This window comes from Vibrio tritonius, from assembly GCF_001547935.1.
Lineage (GTDB): Bacteria > Pseudomonadota > Gammaproteobacteria > Enterobacterales > Vibrionaceae > Vibrio > Vibrio tritonius.
The window spans coordinates 1,369,424-1,390,650 of record NZ_AP014636.1 but is presented as its reverse complement, the minus strand read 5'-3'; the positions used below and the strand labels follow the sequence as shown (position 1 = coordinate 1,390,650).

Genomic DNA, 21,227 nt, shown 5'->3' with positions numbered 1-21,227 from the left:
GCTTATGTCACGTTATCGTGCGAGAGGGGCAGCACGAAAAGTCTGTTTTAGTGACTTGGGCTAAAATTATTTACATTGCTTACCTAGCCTAACAATATTCTGTTAAGTACATCATTTCTCCTCACTTCTTGGCGATTACACTGCAAAGAGGGGGAGATTGTATGGCAAAAATAAAAAAACAATGTGTCATCTTTGATTGTGAAGGAACGCTCGTTGATAGTGAGCGTTTGTGTTGTCAGGTACTTCAACAGTTATTAGTAGAAATTGGAGTTTGTCTTAGGCTCGATGAAGTGATGCAACATTTCGATGGCGGGAAAAGCGCAGATATTTTAAATCAATTGCTAATAGCAACATGCACTCATGCAGATGTTGATGTGCTAGAAGTGGAATACCGTCGTCGCACCGAAGCTCTATTCAAATCTGAGCTGCAGCCCATGCCTGGTGCTAAGTCTTTGCTTGAGGAGTTGAAAAAACAACGCATTGATATGTGTATTGCTTCCAATGCTCCGCGTGAAAAAACGGCTGAGATACTGAAAATTACGGGACTTTTGCCGTACTTTGAAAACCATATTTATTCCGGCTTTGATGCAAATAGTTGGAAACCTGATCCTGACCTTATCCATTATTGTGCGATGAACATGGGGTATCGGCTGGATGACTGTATTTATGTGGATGATACCGTGCAGGGTGTAACTGCTGGGGTTCTTGCGGGGGTGAAAACTTTTCATTTGCAAGGTGACAGGCTACTTCACGATTGTGGTTTTGCTGAAGTGGAACCGTTACAGCAACTGACTGATCTAAAGCAATTTCTCGAACTGCCTAAATGACTTCACATGGCAAATTCGCTAGAATAGAGACATTCATTCCTTTGGAGGTATAAGATGAACCCCCAAGATTTTTGTATCGTGCTAACCACCACGAATAAACAGGAAAATGCCCAGTCAATGATTCAGGCATTGCTTGAGCAAAAATTGGCTGCCTGTATTCAAACCATGCCGATCAGCAGTCATTACGTATGGCAGGGAGAGGTTTGCCATGACGATGAAGTATTGTTAGTCATCAAAACACAACTAGAGTGTTATTCAGATGTTGAACAAACCGTTGCTGCGCTTCACGATTACGACGTGCCGCAAATTGTGCAAGTACCCATCACCGAAGGTTTTCACCCTTATCTTGCTTGGATAAAGCAAAATACACAAAAAAAATAAGGTGACGGATCGCCTTATTCCTACGCTATAAATTGTTTTTTGTTCGCTGTTTTAATCCTGAAAACGCCTAGGATTATGTCGACATTGCCAACTTAGTAGGCTCAAGGCGCATAGTGCTCCAAGGGTGTCACACAGCATGTCTTTTTGTGCATCCCAGATATCCCCTTGTGAACCTAGAAAAGCGATACCGTTTTCTCCTCCCGCTAAATCAGCATACCACCATTCTACGATTTCGTAGCCTGCAGCAATACTCATAATGACAAAAAGAGCAAATGCTCTTGCTAACCAAGAGGGAGCTAAACGCCGACGAATTACCACTTCTGCAATCGGATAGGCGTACAGCCCAATGGCAAAATGAGCAACTCGGTCAAAATTGTTACGTTCTGAACCAATCAATTGATTGAACCAACCAAATGGCACTTCTGCGAAGGTATATTTGGCACCTATCGTATGCAAGGCCATCCAAATGAATATCAGGCAGTAAGCGGTTTTACTCAGAGGAACTAACGTTGATATCCACCATGTGAGTGCCAGCATGAGCATCACAGGAATGATTTCTGCTATCCATACCGACTGGGAATTTGGGGCGACAGCTGAAAAAATAAATAGCACGGCATAGCCGAGCGTAAACCAAGTGAGTTGGCGAGGTACGGTCATAGTGCATTCAATCCTTGATGGCAGTCAGTTTTACAGCATAGCGAATTCCATAATGATACATGCCATGCGAAACGTATTTAGTGTTGATATTAAACGTTTTTTCTAGAGACTTACGGGGTGGACAATAATCTCACTAATGCATCAGATAGAACAACAATTGGTATTATTACACTGTATTGCAAATATATGGATTTTTGGAGTAAGTCTCAAAACCTAGTAACTATATAAAAATATTAATCATTTACCCTGAAGTATTATCTACCTTGTCCTATTCTTATTGCTAGAGCCATGTCATGCCTTAGTTAACTGTTTGAACGAAATTCATTTTTAGGTTTATTAGAGTATCTAAGGTTGCTAGGAAGATAGTGACACAAATGAGATAAGTGTTACTAGGAAATGGACTCGGGGTCAAAATCCGGTTGCTTTGCCAAGTTTGCTACTCGACAAACGTGATTGGATAGATTTGAATAGAATGACAATTTTCGCAGTGGACGCACTATGTCAGAAACTCACCACCTTACAGCGACGTTTCAGGGCTATATGGAGAACCCATTAGTTTGGCCAATTTTTGAAGTTCTGAAACATCAACCTTCCGGTTGGAAAGTGCATACACTGGCTTCTCATCTTGGTGAAATTGGTTTTATGCCAACATTGGATGACTCGCCAGAAAAAGACCTGTTTAAACGTAATTTTTTAATGATGAATGCGCTCTTTCAGTTGCAAGAGACGCTCTATCCAGAAAAATGGTTGCAGGTAGAAGCAATGGATATCGTATTGAGTCCGATGTTTCAAAGTCAGATGCATTACATTGACACTGAAAATCCGTTACGTGATTACTACATGCAGTGGGAAAACTACGAAGCCAATGAAGGGGAAGTGAAACGGCTACTAAATGAATTCTGGACCCGTTATCGAAAATTTGTTGGTGGCGATGGAGATCATAAAAATCTCAGTCGTCTACAAGCATTGAGGTTGTTTGAACTGGATGAATCAGCGAGTTCTACTCAGATCCGGAAAACCTGGCGCCGCTTGGCACTCCGTTGGCATCCGGACCGAGAAAATGGCAATTCAGAAAAATTCCGAATTTTGTGTGAGGCTTGGCATGTCCTGCGTGATGAGCAATATCAGGACATTTTCAGTTAAGCTTTGAATTGTGCTTGGCGCATACGATTTAACGCTGCCATCACATCGATAGCACGAGGCAATGCCAAATCACCTTGATTTGGCATTGTTTTATACCATTCGTGGTGTAGTAAGGCCTTAATAGTCTCAACAGGCTGTTTGCTCCACCCAGGATTTTGTGCTAATTGGAACCATAACCATCCAATAGCATTCACTTCACTTGCCGATTCAAGTTGTTCTAAGGCTGAGAGATCAACGGTTTCACGGCCAAAACGTAACGTATGTGCGTCTTTGGCACTGACTCGGAATTTGCCATCTGCTAGGATCTTCTGCAAACCACCGCAATGAAATTGGCGAGCTGGTACCTGCTGCAACTCATATTCACATTCGTTATGACGCGTGCTTGGGTGACGAGCGATCACTTCGTGTGCTTTTTCTGTGACATCAATGGCTTGGTAATCTTGCATTTGAATGACGGTGTCTGCAACATCTAAATAGTCTCCCGATCCGCCCATAACAATCAAAGTCGACATATCTAAGGTGTCGCGTAGTTGTCCGATACGATCAACCAGTGGAGTAATCGGTTCATCTCCTTTGCTGACCAGTGCTTGCATGCGTTCATCACGAATCATGAAGTTGGTTGCAGAGGTATCTTCGTCAATGAGTAAGGTCGTTGCACCAGCCTCAATCGATTCTTGTAACCAAGCGGCTTGGGAAGTTGACCCTGAGGCATCTTGTGTACTGAATGAGTGCGTGTCTCGCCCCATTGGTAAATGATTAATGTAGTTTGAAATATTAAGGTTGTGTACACAGCGCCCGTCTTCAGCACGAATCTTCATGGCTTGACGATCGGTTACGCAATATTCACGTCCGTCACTTGGAATGTGGTTATAGATGCCACGCTCTACTGCGGTAAGTAGGGTTGACTTACCGTGGAACCCACCACCGACAACCAAGGTGATCCCTTTTTTGATGCCTAAACCGGTAATGGACCCTTTATTTGGCGTCGTTAATGTGATTGCAAGAGAATCTGGAGCATTGAATGGCACGGCGTCCTTCATCGGTAAATCACTGTTACCCGCGAGGCGAGGTAAGATACTGCCATTGGCAACAAAACCAATTAAGTTATGTTCATTTAGTTGATTGCGCAGAGCTTCCTGGTCTTCAATGACTGCGCAATGATGCGCTAGCGTGTCCAGATCCAATTCTCGCGCCATTGTGGCACGACGGATGAATTTAGGCAGATGGAACGTTAAAAGGTTAATTGCCTTCTTCGCCAAAATTTGGCGACCATCGGCGGGCATATTCACACGAAAACGCAGTTCGATGCCTTCTTCTGTGAATACAACAGACGTTGAATCAAGCACGGTTTGACCGGTTAAGGCAATCTGAACGTCATTTTCATGCAGTGCAAACTGAGCGAAGCTGCGCGCGATAAAATCGCGTGCTGCGATTTGGTAAGCCGCCGATTTATCACGTAGAAACGCTAGACCAGAAGGTGCCCAAGCTCGGAATGCTCGTACACGTGACGCTGGTGCGTATGGATCGGACTGGATGTTATCGATGAACAGATTGAAGTCACCAAAGTCATAGTCGCCTTTGATCTGCTGATAGGCACGATAATTCTGTTTCTCGAGTTTTTTCAGTCTTGAGATTAGTTGATCCATAGTATGACAGCTCGTTTTGTCTGAGGTAAAAGGAGGGGGATTATAAAAACCGTGTTCTCCAGAGTAAAGTCAGGATAGCAACTTAGCGCTGCTTTCGCTGCACATTGGTGGAATTGACAACAAAAAAGCCCGATATTCTTCCCGCTTTTGGCGGTGGAACATCAGGCTAATCGATATTGAACTGAAAATAGGAACGATTTATTCGCTATCTTGCTTCAAATACGGGGTGAGATCGACATCTTGTGCGTAATCAACCGCGTCAAATCCAAAGCCATTTAGCTGCATAAATTCTTGTTTGAATCCTGCGTAATCGCCAAGTTCTCGGAAATTCGATTCGTTAAGTTGATCCAAAATGGCATTCACTTTAACTTGGGTTTCTGGAGCCAGTTCGTAATCATCCATGCGAATTAAACGCTCTCCATCTACATGTACTGTATCTTGTCCGTAGAGCTTATTACGGAATAAACGCTGCATTTGACCAATGGTGTTTTCGTGAGTACCAGTTTCTTTCATCACTTTGTACAGAGCGATCATGTAAGGGCTGAGTCCTGGAATCACCATACTCGCTTTTGTTACGACGGCTTTACACACGGTAGCGTAGGCGCCGCCGTCGTAGTTAGCCAGCTTCAAATTCAGCGAGTGACTGGTTTGATGCAGGTCGATTTTCGCTTGTCCAAGAGTGCCATCGAGATAAATTGGATGGGTGATTTCTGGACCCATATAGGAGAAAGCGATGGTTTTACAGCCTTCGGCAATCGAATCGGCATTGATTAATGCATCTACCCATTTTTCCCAGTCGTCACCCCCCATCACTTTAATGGTGCTGCTGAGTTCATCATCTGACGCTGGAGTCAATTGCAGATTTTGCCACTGATCATGTTCAAGAATAATCGTTGAACCTGCTACGGTATCACCAATCGGTTTGATAAAAGAGTACCAAAACTGGTCAGAGTTAGCCTGACGACGTTTGCCACTCGCAATACTGTAAATAATGAGGTCAACTTCGCCTTCGAAATAAGTTTCAATGGCTTCAATGACCTGATCTTTCAATTCTTGAGAGAAAACATCACCATGAATATTGACCGCAGTTTTACCCGCACTCTCTGCGTGTTTCTTGAAATAGTAATTGTTGTAGAAGCCGGCGCTGCCAGTTTGTGTTTCTGATGGAGTTCTTTCTAATGATACGCCAATGGTATCAGCCTGTGCGCCGCCAAAAGTAAGGGCAATACGTGCTGCCAGACCATAACCAGAAGATGCGCCTAGAATCAGAACTCGTTTTGGCCCTTGAGTAATAGGCTCTTCTTTTTTTACAAACTCAATTTGCTGCAAGATAGCTTGCTCGCAACCTAATGGATGGGCGGTTTTTGCCACCACACCCTTAATAACGGGTTCTATGTGCATTAGTGTCACCATCGTGTTGAACAGAAGGGACGAGAATACCCCATAATTCACGGGGCTTTATTGAGCTAGACCATTAAAAGTGGTGATATTTGTTATAAATATGGGAGTAATTCGTTAGCCATGTAGTGAGCAATCCAGCTTTGAGCCTCAGGTCTTGGGTGCAAACCATCAGGCATTATCCATTCGGGTTTCGTGATTATTTGTTCCAAATAGAAGGGGATTAAGGGCACTTTTTCTTGCTGTGCGACTTTGGCGAAAACCTCATAAAACATAGTGGTATAACGCTTGCCATAGTTGGGAGGCATGCGAATTTGCATCACGATCGCTTTTGCATCGCTTGACTGTATTTGTTGCACAATTTGACGTAAGTTATTGGTAATCAGGGTAGGGGGAAAACCCCGTAGCCCGTCATTTGCCCCCAATTCAACCAATACAACATCGGGGTGATGTTTTGTTAACAACCCGGGCAAACGTGCTAAACCATTTCCTGAAGTGTCGCCAGAGATGCTAGCGTTAATAACAGTAACATTTTTTCCTTTTTCACTCAGCTGTTGACTGAGTAAACTGGCCCAAGCCTGCTCAATCGGCATTTGATAACCTGCGCTAAGGCTATCTCCGAGAATCATTAATGTTTGACTCGTAGCGCTGGTGGAACACAACAATAGTAACAACAAGGAAAGTCTTCGAATCATGCAATCATCCATTATTTCTGCGACATCGTTAACTCAAGTAGTCTCCACCAAACAAGAGCAATTAACAATCTTAAAAAACGTTAGCTTACAAATTTATGAGCAAGAAACAGTGGCGATTGTCGGAACATCAGGCGCGGGGAAATCGACATTGATGACGTTATTGGCTGGGCTTGAAGCACCCACACAAGGTGAAGTTCACCTGCTTGGACACGGGCTGAGTTTGCTAACGGATGAAGAGAGAGCGGCATTGAGAGCTAACTCAATAGGGTTTGTATTTCAAAGCTTTTTGTTGATTCCTAGTTTAACGGCTTTGGAAAACGTTACCTTACCTTGTTTACTGAAAGGGGAAAAAGAAAACATCGAGCGTGCCACTGCATTACTCGAACAAGTTGGGCTTGGGCATCGTTTGCATCATTCTCCGGCGCAATTGTCTGGTGGAGAGCAGCAGCGTGTTGCGTTAGCCCGTGCATTTATGATTCAGCCACAAATTCTGTTTGCCGATGAACCGACTGGTAATCTCGATCAAGCTACTGCGCAAACTGTCATTGATCTGCTGTTCAAGCTCAATCAAGACAATGGCACAACACTTGTGCTAGTGACTCATGATCCCGACTTAGCGGCTCGTTGCCAACGTTGTTTTTATATGCATGCTGGTGAGTTGGAGGAACGTCTATGAGCAGTATTCATGTATCAAACGTTATGAGCAAAGGCCAGCTAAATGGACGTTTGTTACGTTGGAGCTTGGCCGAAATTCGTCATGGTAAACTTTGGCCTGTCGCATTGGCATTAGTTCTTATCATTGCCTGTGTCTTTGCTTTGACAGCCCTGGCAACACGAATGGAGCAAGTGGTCGTAAAGCAGGGTAAAGACGCACTCACCGCTGATACAGTGTTGGTGTCGGGTAATCCTATCCCTGAACAGACATGGGAACGTGTGAAGGCCCTGCCTGTGACAACATCGCTTTTGACTCGGTTTGGTACTATGGCTTTTAGTGCCGATGATAAAATGCAGTTAGTGACGGTGAAAGCGGTCGATAGTGTCTATCCATTGCGAGGTGAAATGCGTTTAGAAGGCACAAATGGTCAGATTGTTCATCATGTAAAACCGGGTGAACTTTGGTTAGATGAACGGCTATTTGCGTTATTAGACGTGCAAGTGGGGCAACACTTAAGTATCGGAGATGCAGACTTTACAATTACAGGGCGTATTGGCGAAGAGCCTGGATTGAGCTTCAACCCATTTCAGCAGATGCCGGCCGTTCTCATTCATCAAGACGATGTGGCGAAAACCGCAGCAGTGCAGATGGGCAGTCGAGTTCAATATCGATTGTTCGTTAATGGCAGTGATTCTGATATTGCTAAGTTAAAGCAGCAAGTCACTTTAACACCAAGTGACCGGTGGCGTGATCAAAGTAGCACCAGTAGAACGTCTGATGTATTTGAACGCACCCAACAATATCTCTCTTTGGCTGTTGCCATTGTGGTTATCATGGCCGCCACCACACTCGTGCTTACTTGTCAGCACTATGTGGCTTCGCGTCAGCAAACCATTGCTATGTTGAAAAGTTTGGGGGCCAGCCGTGGGTGGATAGTCCGTTGGTTGGCGATTCAAACTTTGGTGCTTTACGGGACGGCTGCGATATTGGGCTCATTGGTGGGTGTTGTTTTGGAAATCATGCTCCGTATACCGCTGACAGACATGTTACCGGACCCTTTACCTAGTTACGGTTTTGCGCCATTAGGTTTTGCGCTGCTAACCAGTTTACTCATTGCTATTCCAGCTTTGGGGATTCCTTTTGATCGTTTGTTGATGATACGTCCGGCGCAAGTAATGAATGAGAGTTCGGAGAAAGGGCGTAAAAGAGCATGGTGGCTTGTACTGTTACCCTTGGCTGCATTGGTTTACATGTATCAAGGTAATACGCTGATTTGGTTTGTTCTAATTGGTATTGTGGTCTTGTTTGTGTTGTTGGGTATCACGGGGTTACTGATCATCAAATTAACCAACTATTTGCCTTTAAGTCCAACGGTTAAATTAGCGATCAGTCGATTACAACGATCTGGAGCGGCGAGTACGCTGCAGTTTGGTGCTTTATCGCTTTCTTTAATGCTACTGGCTGTGATGTGGTTGGTTCGTACCGATTTGTTAACCGATTGGCAACAGACGCTCCCACCGGATGCGCCGAATGCGTTTGCGATCAATATTGCTCCGTATGAAAAAGAGAGTTATCTGCAAACTCTGGATGCCGCCAAGGTTGAAAGATCACCTGCTTATCCTATCTCCCGAGGTCGACTAACGTTGATTAATGGGCAAAATGCTAAGGAGCGCGCTAATGGCCAAGAAGGGGAAGATGCTTTAGGTCGTGAGTTGAATTTCACATGGGGTGAAAATCTACCAGATTACAACCCTATTGTTGCTGGTGTTTGGCAAGCGCAGGGGGCGGTGTCGGTAGAAGAAGATCTCGCCAGAGATTTGGGGATCAAGATTGGCGATGAGCTGACTTTTGTGATTAACAGCGAAACTTTTACTGCGAAAGTAAACACTATACGTCATGTGGAATGGCGTCAAATGAAACCCAATTTTTACTTTATATTCAGTCCGGATGTAATGGCGTCTGTCCCTGCAACCTGGCTGGTGAGTTTTCGCCTAAGTGATAAAGACAACCCTTTGCTAGTGACCCTATCACGACAGCACCCAACGGTGAGTCTCATTGATATTCGCTCTATGGGAGCAAAAATTGAGAAGTTGCTGCAGCAGATTGTTTGGTCGATGACGGTACTGGCTGGGCTTGGGGTGATTGCTGGGGTTTTATTGATTTTCACGCTGCTACGCTTGAGCTTGAGCCAACGCCAACAAGAGATCCAACTTTACCGAACCTTGGGGGCGAGTAGAAAAAGAGTGATACGAACGATCTGGGCAGAATTCGGTTTACTTGCTCTCGTTGCTGGTTGGGTCGCTTGTATTGGTGCCGATGCAGTGGTTGGAGCGATTATGATGTACGGATTTGATATGCAACCAAAGCTGCATATTATGCTGTGGATCGTGTTACCAATAGTAACATTTGCCATCTTAGCGGTGGTAGTAAGCAGTTTACTTCGTAGGTTGCTAATCCCTTTAAATAAAGCGTTTAGCTAGCTTTTTATCTTCTGATAAATTTAGTTATCCACAAAAACAGTGGATAAAGTTTGGGATAACTCAGGCTGTTGATAACTCGTGTTTTGGCGCTAGCCTTTACCGCACCGTTGGATCAGGCAGATGCGTTATGCACAGTATGGCAAAATCAACGATCGCGAAGATCTCAGTCAAGCTTTTTTTTTGAAAAATTTGGCTTGAAAAAATGGTATTCACGTATACGCATATTATGGCGTTGTGCAAGTGAGTTCGCCATTCGTTTACTTCGCTGTTATTATTTATTTAGCAATGATCGGAAAAGGCTAAGACCGCGTAAAATTTGTGATTTTTTTCACAATCAACTCGTTTTAGAATGGCCGAACAACAATGATGAGTAAGAGTGTAATGGTAAAGACAGACCTGAAAACCAACCGACCTAAGATCGCAATTATTGGCGGCGGTGTGGCGGGCGCAACAGCGGCTGTGCACCTAGGTGAATTAGGTCAAGATGTGCTTTTGATCGAAAAAGGAGAGGGGCTGGTCAATGGACCACCAATTTGTCACTTGCATGCTGGAGGTAACCTCTATCGTGAAATTTCGGAGCAGCAATGTATTGAATTGCTTCGTCAATCATTAGAGACGGTACGACTTTATCCACACACTCTCAATAAACGTCCGACAGTGATTGCGGTGCCCAATAGTGATCCGGGTGACCCAATGGATATTTTACCTCGCTTAAATACCCTTCGTTCAGCTTATCAGTTGTTAGTTAATGAAGATGCGCGTAATCAGTTGTTGGGTAATCCTAACGATTATTTTCGCACCTACAATCGCATTGAACTTGAAGCATTGCAGCAGTGTACTCAGCCAGAACATCCAAGCACTGTTGATGAATGGATGATCCCAGTGGTACAAAATATCAATCTTGATGCAATCAAATATCCGCTGATTGCTGTACAAGAGTATGGATGGAGTGTGTTTCGGTTAGGCGCTAGCGCGGAACTTGTTCTTGAACGCTTGCCGAATTGCGATGTGCGCACACAAACTACCGTCATTGATCTTGAATACACAGATGCTCAGTGGCAAGTGACGCTTCTTAGTGACCTCGGTGTCAAAGAGCAAGTTACCGTCGATTATGTAATCAATGCTTGTGGTTATCAAACCGGCTCAATTGATGATATGGCTCGCCATTATCGTAAGCGTTTGGTGGAGTTTAAGGCGGCTTATGTCACTCATTGGCCAGATTGTCAGCAGTTATGGCCTGAAGTGATCTTTCATGGACAGCGCGGTACGCCAAACGGAATGGCGCAACTGACGCCTTACGCCGATGGTGTGTTTCAACTGCACGGTATGACGGAAGGTATCACTCTATTTAAAGATGGCTTAGTGAGTTCTGATTTACGTTCAGCCCAACCCGTACTGCCGACGTATTTACAAACAAAGCTAACTCAAGGATGGAGTTTGGATGCTCAGATCGAACGTACCGATCGCGCAATTTCACACATGAGTCAGTTTATGCCCACGTTTAACAGTGCGGGTATTGCGGGCAAGCCGTTGTTTGGTGCCCAACAGATCCCGGGAGATGATGCGACGCTGCGTGCGGCTGATGTGAGCTTTGAAGAAGATCATTATGCGCGAATTGAAATAGTGAAAGGGTCATCAGCGTTATCTGCGGTACGTAAAATAGCTCAGCAGTGGCAATTGGCTGCTGCGGATGGTGTGCAAGACATAGAGTTAACTCACCCCATCAGTATGAAGCTTACTGCTCAGCAAGTGGAAGATAAGGCGCTAGCAATGGCCGATGATCGAGGTTACCCACAGGCGCTTGCAAAAGTGCTTGGTGAATAACTCTGTCAGCTCTGGAGATGCGATAGCATTTTGTTATGGATTGAGGTGATACCGAATCTTTTCAATTAAGGCAATCGCATCTTTGTTATCGCCATGGACACATAAGGTATCTGCTTCCATGGGAATGACAAAACCATCAGCGCTAGTGACTTTGCCATAGCGCGCAATCTGCTTCACCTGATTAATAATATCTTCTTCTTTTGCCAGTACAGAGCCCTTTTCTGTGCGTGGCATTAAACGTCCGTTGCCTTGGTAGGTTCGATCGGCGAAAGCTTCAAATAGCAGTGGTACATCATACAGATCCGCTACATCAAGAAATTCTTGGTTGTTACTGGTTGCCATGATCATGAGTGGGACGTTGAAACACGAGACTGCATCCACAACGGCACGAAACACATCTGGTTGATTCATCATGTCGTGGTAAAGCGCCCCATGCGGTTTGACATAGTCTAAACGGGTATTTTTACTTTCGCAGAGTGCTTTTAGTGCACCAATTTGGTAGATAAGCAGTTCGCTGATTTCTTGCTCGGTAAACGCCATCGCTCGACGGCCAAAGCCTTGTAAATCAGGGTAGCTTGGGTGAGCACCAATCATGACTTCATGCTCTATTGCTAAGTCGATCGTACGGCTCATCACATGAGGATCGGAAGCGTGGAAGCCACAAGCGATGTTCGCCATATCGATCCAAGGCATTACTTGCTCATCATCCCCCATTGTCCAAGCGCCAAAACTTTCGCCCATATCGCAGTTCAACGTAATATTCTGTAAAGTCACGTGCCATATCCTTCTGCCAATTCTGCGTTAAAGCCTAGTCATGAATGACGATTTATGCAGAAAATGCTCATGTTGCATCACCATTTTATGTTTAGATGCCATTCGGTTAACCGAATTGAGCTTACTGAGTCGTCAGTGGTGAATTCTTTGCCGAGTGTAACCTAGGTTACTGAGAATAAGTTAGCGCAATTTGTCATCTTCGTATCACGAATGTCATATTGGGGTTAATCTCAACCTTTAAGACTCTAACACCGTGATTTAAAAATAATTAACCGTTACAATCAAGCAAACATTAAATGGAGGCTAGGTATGAAGGTTTTAGTTACAGGTGGTATGGGCTACATTGGCAGTCACACATGCATTCAAATGATTGAAGCAGGAATGACACCTGTTATTCTCGATAACCTTTACAACAGTAAAGCGAGCGTGTTGGAACGTGTGAAAAAGGTGTCTGGAGTTAAACCTGAGTTTGTTCAGGGCGATATCCGCGATAAAGCTTTACTTGTTAGCACGATGCAGAAGTATGGTATTGACGCTGTGATTCATTTTGCCGGTTTAAAAGCGGTAGGTGAATCGGTTCAAAAACCGCTGGAGTACTACGACAATAACGTAAATGGCACATTAGTGCTTGTTGACGCAATGCGTGAAGCCGGTGTGAAATCAATCGTGTTTAGTTCTTCTGCCACTGTATATGGTGACCCAGCGAGCGTACCTATTACTGAAGATTTTCCAACCAGTGCAACGAACCCGTACGGCCGCAGTAAATTAATGGTTGAGGAGTGTTTAACCGACTTCCAAAAAGCCAACCCTGATTGGAGCATCACACTCCTGCGTTACTTCAATCCTGTTGGTTCTCATCCATCCGGTGAGTTGGGAGAGGACCCACAAGGCATTCCAAATAATTTGATGCCATTTGTGTCTCAAGTTGCAGTAGGTCGTCGTGAATTCCTGTCAGTTTTTGGTAGTGATTACCCAACGAAAGATGGCACAGGTGTGCGAGATTACATCCATGTAATGGACCTTGCTGATGGCCACATTGCAGCTTTAAACCGTGTTGGCAAGCAAGCGGGTTTGCATGTCTATAATTTAGGTACAGGAAATGGTTACAGTGTGCTGGATATGGTGAAAGCCTTCGAAAAGGCGTGTGGTAAACCAGTACCTTACCAATTGGTTGAACGTCGCCCGGGTGATATTGCTGAATGTTGGGCAGATCCAAGCAAAGCTCAGAACGATTTAGGGTGGAAAGCGGTGCGTACTTTAGATGAAATGACGCAAGATACTTGGCGTTGGCAATCGAATAACCCACAGGGTTATCCGGAAGTATAAATATACCCGAATGACCTCAGACACAGCATCTTGAGGTCATTTGGAGATATAATTAGTGGTTATTTTTAATTTTCTTCAATAACATTTAGATAACTTTTAATGTTATTTTGTATCTTGCAGCGAGATATTTCCCAACATACTTTTATCGAACCGTATGAAATCATTGCATAGGATAAAAGTTCTATACTTTCTTCAGATACATTTTTCACTTCTCTGACAAATGCATGTTGTAATAATGTTTTCCATAATTCATTCATGCCATAAAATCGGGAAAATACGATTAGCATAAGAGTAGCCATTATGACAATGTTAATGCTACGAGCTGATAAAATAATATTCATTTCCGCAAACGTTTTCTTTCCGCCTTGCTTTGCAAATATGAGTGCAGACAAGGTGACAATGACCGCTGGAACTTGCCATGCACCATGATAGATATTATCTAAAAGCCCATCGTTTTCACGGATGAAAAGTACAAGGTAAAAGCTACCAATAAGCCAAGCGGCATGGCGTAACTCAGGTTTACGCTTACCTAAGTAAAAGAAACTGAAAATAGAAATACACAGTAAGACAAGCTGTGCCATCTCGGTAACCGAATTTTCGCCCATGTCATTATGAAAATATAATACGTCTAGGCGGATACATAAACTCACTAGAATAAGTAGCCCTGTAATAATAAGAGCATTAATTATTGCTTTATTGATCATAATAATTCTTAAATATAGATATACATATTGTGTGACATTAATCTAGAGGTAATGAAATTGACAAATAAAATGGATAGTCGTCTCTAGACGAGGTGAATATTATCAGGGCAAAAAACGCTCTTGTCAAATAATGAGATCGCGATCACGTTTGTTATAAAGGTAGGATTATAGGTAAAGAGATTATTGATTCAAATAATAAAGAGATAGAGTGCATATTACTTCTTGCTTTCGTAAAGCATGGCAAAGAAAAGGTACCGCGTAATAAAAACTTATCTGATTTAGGTGAATGGGCATATACATATACCCAAATGACCTCAAGATGCAGACTTCAGAGCTTCATCAACGAGCACAGGTCAAGCTCAATGACGGAAGGAATGGTTATTCCCTTTCAACGTAATTGTATAAAAAGCGCGAGTGAAACACTCGCGCTTTGTCGTTATATTCAGTATTGCCGATTTAAGTAATCGTTACTACCCGTTATCGTTACATTGCACCAAATGCCATGCTGATATCTAACGTTGCATTAAATGGCTGACCCACGGCGATAGCGTAAGCAGAACTTCCGATTGACGAGGTGTAGTATTCCTTATCAAAAACATTATTCAAGTTCAGTTGAACCTTAATCGGATTAGTGGTTTTGAACGTGTAAGCAGCAAACAGGTCGGCAATTGCATATTCAGGTAAATAGAATGAGTTATCGTTATCACCCGCACGTTTTGAAGCGCCATGCACGCCGCCACCGTAACGAAGATTGTCATTATCTTGGAATAAATTGCCGTGATTGTAAGAAAGGAAAAGTGACGCAGTATGTTTCGCTACGTTAGGTAAGGCTTTGCCTTCGTAATCTGGGTCTTTCAAGACTTTGGTATCGGTATAAGCATAGCTACCAATGGCTTGTAAACGCTCGGTGAGCTGGGCTGTCATATCTAACTCAATACCTTGCGAACGGACCAAACCCGCTGTGTTATAAACCGTCATACCATCAACGGTTTCTGAATACGCAACATTCTTTTTGCGTGCGTGGTAGGCGGCGAGAGTTGCGTTTATGCGCTGATTAATATCAAACTTGCTTCCGACCTCGTAAGAAATGCCTTCTTCGGGATCTAAGTTACCGTATTCGCTAGTCATTGAGCTATTAGGACGGAAGGTTTTACCGACGTTCGCGTAGAGTGAAACCATAGGGTCAACTTTCCAAATAACGCCGGCGTTTGGCAATAAGGCATGGCCATTTGTGTCGGTATTTTGTGTATCGCCTCGACCAGCCACAATGTCATATTGTTGGTAACGTAAGCCGCCCACAAGAATCCATTGATCGTTTAGATGGAACTGATCTTGACCGTACACAGACGTTGTATTGATGGTTTCGTACTCTAACACCGCACTTGATGCATCATAGGTACAACCTTCCATTTGACCATATGTAGGATCGTTAACATTAAAGTTCGAGTTTTGATTACAAGTTTGCAGTTTTGATCGGCGAGTTTTCTCGCGATCATATGACGCGCCAAACAGCAGATCATTTTGCTTTTGAAATAGGTCAACACTGCCGGTCAAGTCACTGCGTACCGCATGGGTTTTGACTTTATAGAAACCTCGAACATCGGCTCTGCGCTTTACAGCGCCAGTCGTGGAATTGTAGCTACGAGTCCGTACTTGATTAGCTTTAAAATCATCTTGTGAATAGGCATAACGCGTATCGAGATTCCAAATGTCATTTAGCGTTTGGTTTAGCGAGATTTTGGCTAGGTCTGAGTCACCTTCGTATTTTGAAAGCGGCTCGTCCAGCCGAGTTCGTGGACTTACATTGACGAACTCATTTTTCTCGGTGTCGTAAATGGTACCGCGATCATAAGGAATCAGATAATGCTGGTGGAAGTAGGATAAAACCAATTCAGTTGTATCAGTGCTCCACATTAGTGATGGAGCAACTGTCCAATTGCGATTTGTGCCAAAGTTACGCCAGTAGTCACTGTCTTCATATTCACCGATAAAACGGTAGGCAAATTGGCTGTCGCTAATGCTGTCGGTGATGTCTAAACCGTATTTTTGACCGTAGCGACCAGCTCCCATGGCAGAGAGTTTCGACCATACCTTAGCTCCAAATTCCGTTTGTGGCTTTTTGGTAACCAAATTCACCATCCCGCTTGGATCTAATACCCCATAAAGTGTGGATGATGGTCCTTTTAGTACCTCAACTTGCTCCGTAGTGGCATTAAATGAATGAGGTAGCGCGGTTTTAAGTCCGTCCGTCAATATTGAACCATCTCTAGACGCGCCGAAACCACGACGAATGATCGCGTCGTCTTTACCACCAAAGTTATTGGTTTGTGTTATTCCACTGACATTGGTTAATGCGTTAATCAAGGAATCGGAGTTTTGATCTTGTAAAACTTGAGCGCTTACAGTGGCCACCGCTTTGGGAATATCCATCACTGAAACATTCCCCCTTGTAGCGACGGAACTGCTCGGCATCGTGTAACCAATTTGGTGTTGCTGAGCTGTTACGACAATGGTTTCGGGCTCTGGTTGGTTGTCAGTTGCGTGCGATTCTTCGGCGCGCACTGGCGTTGCGAACATCGCTAATACCAGTGGTGACAATGTGAGTGTGTAGCATTTTAATTGGTGACGAACAGCGTAAGAAGCGCTTGGGCGAACAATCTTAGAAGTGGTTAATATCATTGATTTTCTACTTTTGATAAAGCGTGTTATTTATAAAATTTGTTGCAAAGTGTAAAAATGTGAATAACAAAGGGCACGTTTTCTCATACTTGGAAGATAAATACAAATGATTTTCATTAGTAAAATCAATATTAGTAAATTAGCGATAATCTAAGTGTCTGATGAATGATCCGAACGGGGTATTTAGTGTGATATTGATCGACTGTATTATGTTGTGATCTGTAATTGATCTTGGCAATGAGTAAAACTTGCGACATTGAGATTTGGGAGATGATATCGTGTCAGTTGGCAAAACCATATTAAGTCTAGTGTTAATGGGTAGCTCTACCTTGAGCTGGTCATCGCCTTGGCTTAATTTTTCTGGACAAAAAGACCAGTGTGAACCTGCTAACTTGTCATTAATGGTATCTTCGTATGGTGTGGAAAGCAGATCGAGTGATGCTCAATGTTTATTTGAAACTGCCAAATTTTCTCCAGCAGGTTGGGATCTCGCTCCTGTTACTGTGACTTCGCAAAAGATATGGCAATGGTATAGTGATGAACCCATTATTAAGGCGTTGCCAGCATTGGGTACCGTCAGTTTTTCTTTTGGGCAAGATGCATTCAAGCAAGAAAAGTTAGATGATTTGTTGCGACCGCGTACTGAGCAAGGTTCACGCATTCGCTTAGCCGTAGAATACAGCACCAAGCTATTTGATAATGAACTCACATTTGTTCCTATGGTGAGTAGAACAACATTATGGTCTGAATCAGAAAGCGGCTCTCGCCAAGCTTCAGATACTTATCAGCAAATTCATAAAGAAGAGTTATCGATGAGTTACGGTTATCCGTTAACGTCGAATTTGGGCTACTCTACCTATGTTTATGGTATCTGGAGTTCAGATCGTGTTGGCAATGCTCCGGTTTCCGTGGTGAATGATTACGCGTTGCATGGTTTTGAGTTTGTGCAAACCACCGGAAGCGAAGGTTATTTTTGGCGCAATGATTTGAATTACGATTTAGGTGATATCCCTGATGTCGGTAAAGTGATGACGATACTGTCTATCGACATGGGGCAAATTGGGCAAGACCGCTTTTATACGTTAGCAAATGATACTGTGGTTGGTGCCGCGTTATCGGTTATGTTGGCGCATCAACGTTATGAAACGACTTTGTCGCTGGGTTTACCTGTCGATCATCCGAGCGAATTTTACACCGACCAATATACGTTGTACTACTGGTTTAAAGTGAAGCTTTAATCTCGTTATCGTAGAGCGTTACCGCAAGTCACGATGATATTTGTTCTTCAAGGTTTGGCAATATCTCGTGTTCTATACAAAACAAAATTAGGGCGCTGAATTAGGAGTTGGTTTTATTCCATCGCCATAGCCAAGGCGGGGTAGGAGCGGTTTGCGGAATTTGAGAAAGGTTGAAATAACGCTCTGCAACTAAATAGCTTAGTAAGCGTTCTTGTCCGAGCTGCTTAAACTGGGCAACCCACTGATTGGCATTTGAGATGATCTGTTCAGCTTCGTCTGGATGAGCAAGATAGTAGTCCATCTTTTCAATCAGGTCAGAAAAGTCATCTTTAAGCTCCACATAATGCACGCCAGGAATCAGTTTTCCTTCCATGAACCATGTCTCGAAGACCAATTTCGGGGTCATAACAAGCGATTGAGATGACATAATCCATTTTAGGTTAGTGGCTACATCTTTCCCTTCTAAGCTCAATATAAACTTGTAATTAAGCTGCTCTTTGATGCTCATTTTAGGCAAAACATAGCGCAGTTGATCGTGATCTTCGGTATCGGTTCGTCCGACGTTACAGCGTGGGTGAGAAAAATAGGTTTCTAGGAGTAAACGTCGATTAGGACGAAAACCACTGCCTCGCCATACGACACGATCCAATTTTTCACTGAAGCTGAGTTTATCTTTCACAAAACGATAGTGTCGTACTTCATTAAGCTTGAGCAAAATGGAATTGTGGTTATGGCCCGCGATTGGGCGACTTTTCACAAACGTAGGTGAACTTGGGACTTCTGTTACGTCGCCATGGATAAAATCAAAACTGAAATTCGGATCAAACCCTTTAATGACTTTAAGCATGTCGTAATAGTAGGTGCTGCCACAGTTTTTCTTAAAATGAGAGGCTTGTTTTGCTTCGGGGGTAGTGGAGAAACGGTGTTGTACTTGATGATAGTAATTGAGCCGCTGTTGCATGGATTGGCGTTGCTCATGACTGAGACGGTTAAGGCGATAATTGACATATCCGCGCATGATGGGGTTAGGAACTAAACTGTACATTACGCTGGATAAATAATATTGAATTTTGCGCATCCCAACTCTCTTATTTATATGAGACATTAACTTATGGAGTGTTACGACGCCGTTAAGTTAATTCAGAACCATCTGATAGTTAGTGTGCTGGAGTTAAATGACAGTTAGGTTGCAGTTAGGCGACAAAAAAGGGAATTTTTATGGATCGATTTTTCATGGATCGATTTGTGAGGTCATTTGGGTATAAAAGAAGAGCGAACATCCCCAGCCTTATAAAGGATGCACTGGGGATGGAGTTAGAGTCTTTGGTGTTTAATCGGGTGTTATCAACCGACAGTGATTGATTTAACCTAGTGCGGGCAGCACGCCTGCTGTTACTAGCAATTGCACTCCTATAATCATTACCCCGACTACGCCTGTCAATACCAGCGCAGGAGTGCCGCCTCCAACTTGGTATTTTACATCTGACTTTTGTTGGCGCACTTTTACCACCATAAATAATGGTAAGAAAATGGCTAAGATGGCTAAAGCGATTGCAGCGTAGCCTAGTGCCATGATAAAGCCTTCTGGGTAAAACAACGCAAACGCTAGAGGTGGTAAAAACGTAATCATGGCTGCGACTGGGCGATTCATGCTTGCCGTACTATTTTTACGCAAAATATCACCAAGAAATTCAAACAGACCTAAGCTTACGCCCAAAAATGAGGTCAATAATGCTAGGTCAGCAAAAATGCCGATGACGTTGCTTAAATTCGAATGATGCACTTTGACCGCTAAGGTGCTGATCAGGGCAGACAATCCAGAGTTATCAACCAATTCGTTCTGGCTAACGACGCCTAATGTAACGAGCTGCCAAAAAACATAGATGATCAACGGAATCGCAGAACCCAAAATAATGGCTTTACGCAGTGCCGGAGTGTCACCATCAAGGTAGTTCACAATCGCTGGAATGCTGCCGTGAAAGCCAAACGAAGTGAAAATCACAGGAATCGCAGCCACAATCAAACCTTGTTGAAGTGGCATGCTTAGTAAGTAAGATTCCGTTACGTTCGGCGCTAGAAAGAATAACACGAGCACCATTGCAATCAGCTTGCCAGTAAACAGTACACGGTTAACTCGGTCTACAGTACCTGTACCGATAGTAACTACCGCAGCCACAATAACCGTAAACAGTAATGTGCCCACAGAACCTTGCAACTCTAGCCCAAGCATATCGTGCATGCGATCACTGAACTGCGCGCCGCCACCGGCGATGTAAGCAGCACAGAGCGAATAGAAAAGAAAGAGCATGGCAAAAGTGGCAATCCATTTGCCTTTTTCACCCAAAATTTGTTTCGCTAGTGTGTGCAAAGTGGCATTGCTTTCGGCGTATTGATGTACTTCTACCATCAATAGGGCAGTGAACGACATAAGTACCCACAACGCGACCATGATCATCAGCGATGTAGAAAATCCAATTCCGGCAGAGGCAAGTGGTAGGGCTAACATTCCCGCACCAATAGTGGTACCGGCAATGATCAAAGTACTACCTAGAAGCTTTGATTTCATCATAATGTAAACTTTATTATACGGTTTAATGTTTTTGCTAAAGAGTTTTGTTCGTTTATTAGTCAACCAACTAGCAATATGTTGTGTTTATCCGGTTATTCTCCAAGACTTAATCTTGCCAGTCAATCTATTTGTAAAAATAAAAATCCAAAATTGTACATTAATGTTTACAATAGTGGCGAGCAAAGATGTGGTGACATGAATGTCGGATTTGTGTTAAAGGTAGTTATACCT

Annotated in this window: 17 protein-coding genes; 8 read left to right on the top strand and 9 right to left on the bottom strand. The window is 43.5% G+C overall.

From position 1 onward, the window contains the following. The first annotated feature begins 161 nt into the window (after positions 1–161). Both JCM16456_RS21475 and cutA read left to right on the top strand, forming a co-directional pair. On the top strand, positions 162–827 hold the full coding sequence (locus JCM16456_RS21475; RefSeq protein ID WP_068718319.1) for an HAD-IA family hydrolase: 666 nt from the start codon (positions 162–164) through the stop codon (positions 825–827). Between the two features lie 54 nt (positions 828–881). Further along, on the top strand, positions 882–1,208 hold the full coding sequence (gene cutA, locus JCM16456_RS21470; RefSeq protein ID WP_068718317.1) for a divalent-cation tolerance protein CutA: 327 nt from the start codon (positions 882–884) through the stop codon (positions 1,206–1,208). A gap of 51 nt (positions 1,209–1,259) precedes the next feature. On the opposite strand, the gene JCM16456_RS21465 is transcribed toward cutA, so the two are convergent. Then, positions 1,260–1,865, bottom strand: coding sequence for a DUF2238 domain-containing protein (locus JCM16456_RS21465; RefSeq protein ID WP_068718315.1), 606 nt, complete (start codon positions 1,863–1,865; stop codon positions 1,260–1,262). Positions 1,866–2,363: 498 nt separating this feature from the next. Here JCM16456_RS21465 and JCM16456_RS21460 point away from each other — a divergent pair, with 498 nt between their 5' ends. Continuing rightward, a complete protein-coding gene (locus JCM16456_RS21460; protein ID WP_068718313.1) occupies positions 2,364–3,008 on the top strand; it encodes a DNA-J related domain-containing protein in 645 nt (214 codons plus the stop codon). Here JCM16456_RS21460 and JCM16456_RS21455 read toward each other — a convergent pair. From JCM16456_RS21455 to JCM16456_RS21445, 3 genes are all read right to left on the bottom strand, one after another. Next, positions 3,005–4,654: an ABC-ATPase domain-containing protein gene (locus JCM16456_RS21455; protein ID WP_068718310.1), complete on the bottom strand. Its 1,650-nt coding sequence runs from the start codon at positions 4,652–4,654 to the stop codon at positions 3,005–3,007. The genes JCM16456_RS21460 and JCM16456_RS21455 overlap by 4 nt on opposite strands. A gap of 198 nt (positions 4,655–4,852) precedes the next feature. After that, on the bottom strand, positions 4,853–6,055 hold the full coding sequence (gene fabV, locus JCM16456_RS21450) for an enoyl-ACP reductase FabV (RefSeq protein ID WP_068718308.1): 1,203 nt from the start codon (positions 6,053–6,055) through the stop codon (positions 4,853–4,855). A 92-nt stretch (positions 6,056–6,147) separates the two neighbouring features. Beyond that, positions 6,148–6,747 carry an arylesterase gene (locus tag JCM16456_RS21445; RefSeq protein WP_068718306.1) on the bottom strand — a complete coding sequence of 200 codons (600 nt, stop codon included), beginning with the start codon at positions 6,745–6,747 and terminating at the stop codon, positions 6,148–6,150. Here JCM16456_RS21445 and JCM16456_RS21440 point away from each other — a divergent pair. The 3 genes from JCM16456_RS21440 to JCM16456_RS21430 all read left to right on the top strand — a co-directional run bounded on the left by JCM16456_RS21440 (position 6,746) and on the right by JCM16456_RS21430 (position 11,706). Then, a complete protein-coding gene (locus JCM16456_RS21440) occupies positions 6,746–7,423 on the top strand; it encodes an ABC transporter ATP-binding protein (RefSeq protein ID WP_068718304.1) in 678 nt (225 codons plus the stop codon). The two genes, JCM16456_RS21445 and JCM16456_RS21440, sit on opposite strands and share 2 nt — an antisense overlap. A 23-nt stretch (positions 7,424–7,446) precedes the next feature. Next, positions 7,447–9,882, top strand: coding sequence for an ABC transporter permease (locus tag JCM16456_RS21435; RefSeq protein ID WP_068719112.1), 2,436 nt, complete (start codon positions 7,447–7,449; stop codon positions 9,880–9,882). Positions 9,883–10,263: 381 nt separating this feature from the next. Next, positions 10,264–11,706 (top strand): FAD-dependent oxidoreductase, encoded by a 1,443-nt coding sequence (locus JCM16456_RS21430; protein WP_156430620.1) that lies wholly within the window; start codon positions 10,264–10,266, stop codon positions 11,704–11,706. Between the two features lie 33 nt (positions 11,707–11,739). On the opposite strand, the gene JCM16456_RS21425 is transcribed toward JCM16456_RS21430, so the two are convergent. After that, positions 11,740–12,480 carry a 5-oxoprolinase subunit PxpA gene (locus JCM16456_RS21425; protein WP_068718300.1) on the bottom strand — a complete coding sequence of 247 codons (741 nt, stop codon included), beginning with the start codon at positions 12,478–12,480 and terminating at the stop codon, positions 11,740–11,742. A 309-nt stretch (positions 12,481–12,789) separates the two neighbouring features. Between JCM16456_RS21425 and galE the strand changes: the two genes are divergently transcribed. Then, on the top strand, positions 12,790–13,806 hold the full coding sequence (gene galE, locus JCM16456_RS21420; RefSeq protein ID WP_068718298.1) for a UDP-glucose 4-epimerase GalE: 1,017 nt from the start codon (positions 12,790–12,792) through the stop codon (positions 13,804–13,806). A 65-nt stretch (positions 13,807–13,871) separates the two neighbouring features. Here galE and JCM16456_RS21415 read toward each other — a convergent pair whose 3' ends face one another. Further along, a complete protein-coding gene (locus JCM16456_RS21415) occupies positions 13,872–14,510 on the bottom strand; it encodes a hypothetical protein (RefSeq protein ID WP_068718296.1) in 639 nt (212 codons plus the stop codon). A gap of 483 nt (positions 14,511–14,993) precedes the next feature. Beyond that, the gene (locus tag JCM16456_RS21410) at positions 14,994–17,189 is read right to left on the bottom strand and encodes a TonB-dependent siderophore receptor (RefSeq protein WP_068718294.1); all 2,196 of its coding nucleotides are present in this window, start codon (positions 17,187–17,189) and stop codon (positions 14,994–14,996) included. A 278-nt stretch (positions 17,190–17,467) separates the two neighbouring features. Between JCM16456_RS21410 and JCM16456_RS21405 the strand changes: the two genes are divergently transcribed. After that, positions 17,468–18,427, top strand: a complete 960-nt coding sequence (locus tag JCM16456_RS21405; RefSeq protein WP_068718292.1) for a ShlB/FhaC/HecB family hemolysin secretion/activation protein — start codon at positions 17,468–17,470, stop codon at positions 18,425–18,427. A gap of 100 nt (positions 18,428–18,527) precedes the next feature. Here JCM16456_RS21405 and JCM16456_RS21400 read toward each other — a convergent pair whose 3' ends face one another. Together JCM16456_RS21400 and JCM16456_RS21395 are read right to left on the bottom strand one after the other, a co-directional pair. Continuing rightward, positions 18,528–19,505 carry a glycosyl transferase family 90 gene (locus JCM16456_RS21400; protein WP_068718290.1) on the bottom strand — a complete coding sequence of 326 codons (978 nt, stop codon included), beginning with the start codon at positions 19,503–19,505 and terminating at the stop codon, positions 18,528–18,530. A 285-nt stretch (positions 19,506–19,790) separates the two neighbouring features. Then, positions 19,791–20,996 carry an aromatic amino acid transport family protein gene (locus tag JCM16456_RS21395; protein ID WP_068718288.1) on the bottom strand — a complete coding sequence of 402 codons (1,206 nt, stop codon included), beginning with the start codon at positions 20,994–20,996 and terminating at the stop codon, positions 19,791–19,793. Between the last annotated feature and the right edge of the window lie 231 nt (positions 20,997–21,227).

Bases quoted from the DNA above. Each gene is read 5' to 3' on its own strand.
- JCM16456_RS21475 (WP_068718319.1), top strand. From the start codon at position 162: ATGGCAAAAATAAAAAAACAATGTGTCATCTTTGATTGTGAAGGAACG.
- cutA (WP_068718317.1), top strand. From the start codon at position 882: ATGAACCCCCAAGATTTTTGTATCGTGCTAACCACCACGAATAAACAG.
- JCM16456_RS21465 (WP_068718315.1), bottom strand. From the start codon at position 1,865: ATGACCGTACCTCGCCAACTCACTTGGTTTACGCTCGGCTATGCCGTG.
- JCM16456_RS21460 (WP_068718313.1), top strand. From the start codon at position 2,364: ATGTCAGAAACTCACCACCTTACAGCGACGTTTCAGGGCTATATGGAG.
- JCM16456_RS21455 (WP_068718310.1), bottom strand. From the start codon at position 4,654: ATGGATCAACTAATCTCAAGACTGAAAAAACTCGAGAAACAGAATTAT.
- fabV (WP_068718308.1), bottom strand. From the start codon at position 6,055: ATGCACATAGAACCCGTTATTAAGGGTGTGGTGGCAAAAACCGCCCAT.
- JCM16456_RS21440 (WP_068718304.1), top strand. From the start codon at position 6,746: ATGCAATCATCCATTATTTCTGCGACATCGTTAACTCAAGTAGTCTCC.
- JCM16456_RS21445 (WP_068718306.1), bottom strand. From the start codon at position 6,747: ATGATTCGAAGACTTTCCTTGTTGTTACTATTGTTGTGTTCCACCAGC.
- JCM16456_RS21435 (WP_068719112.1), top strand. From the start codon at position 7,447: ATGAGCAAAGGCCAGCTAAATGGACGTTTGTTACGTTGGAGCTTGGCC.
- JCM16456_RS21430 (WP_156430620.1), top strand. From the start codon at position 10,264: ATGGTAAAGACAGACCTGAAAACCAACCGACCTAAGATCGCAATTATT.
- galE (WP_068718298.1), top strand. From the start codon at position 12,790: ATGAAGGTTTTAGTTACAGGTGGTATGGGCTACATTGGCAGTCACACA.
- JCM16456_RS21415 (WP_068718296.1), bottom strand. From the start codon at position 14,510: ATGATCAATAAAGCAATAATTAATGCTCTTATTATTACAGGGCTACTT.
- JCM16456_RS21410 (WP_068718294.1), bottom strand. From the start codon at position 17,189: ATGATATTAACCACTTCTAAGATTGTTCGCCCAAGCGCTTCTTACGCT.
- JCM16456_RS21400 (WP_068718290.1), bottom strand. From the start codon at position 19,505: ATGCGCAAAATTCAATATTATTTATCCAGCGTAATGTACAGTTTAGTT.
- JCM16456_RS21395 (WP_068718288.1), bottom strand. From the start codon at position 20,996: ATGATGAAATCAAAGCTTCTAGGTAGTACTTTGATCATTGCCGGTACC.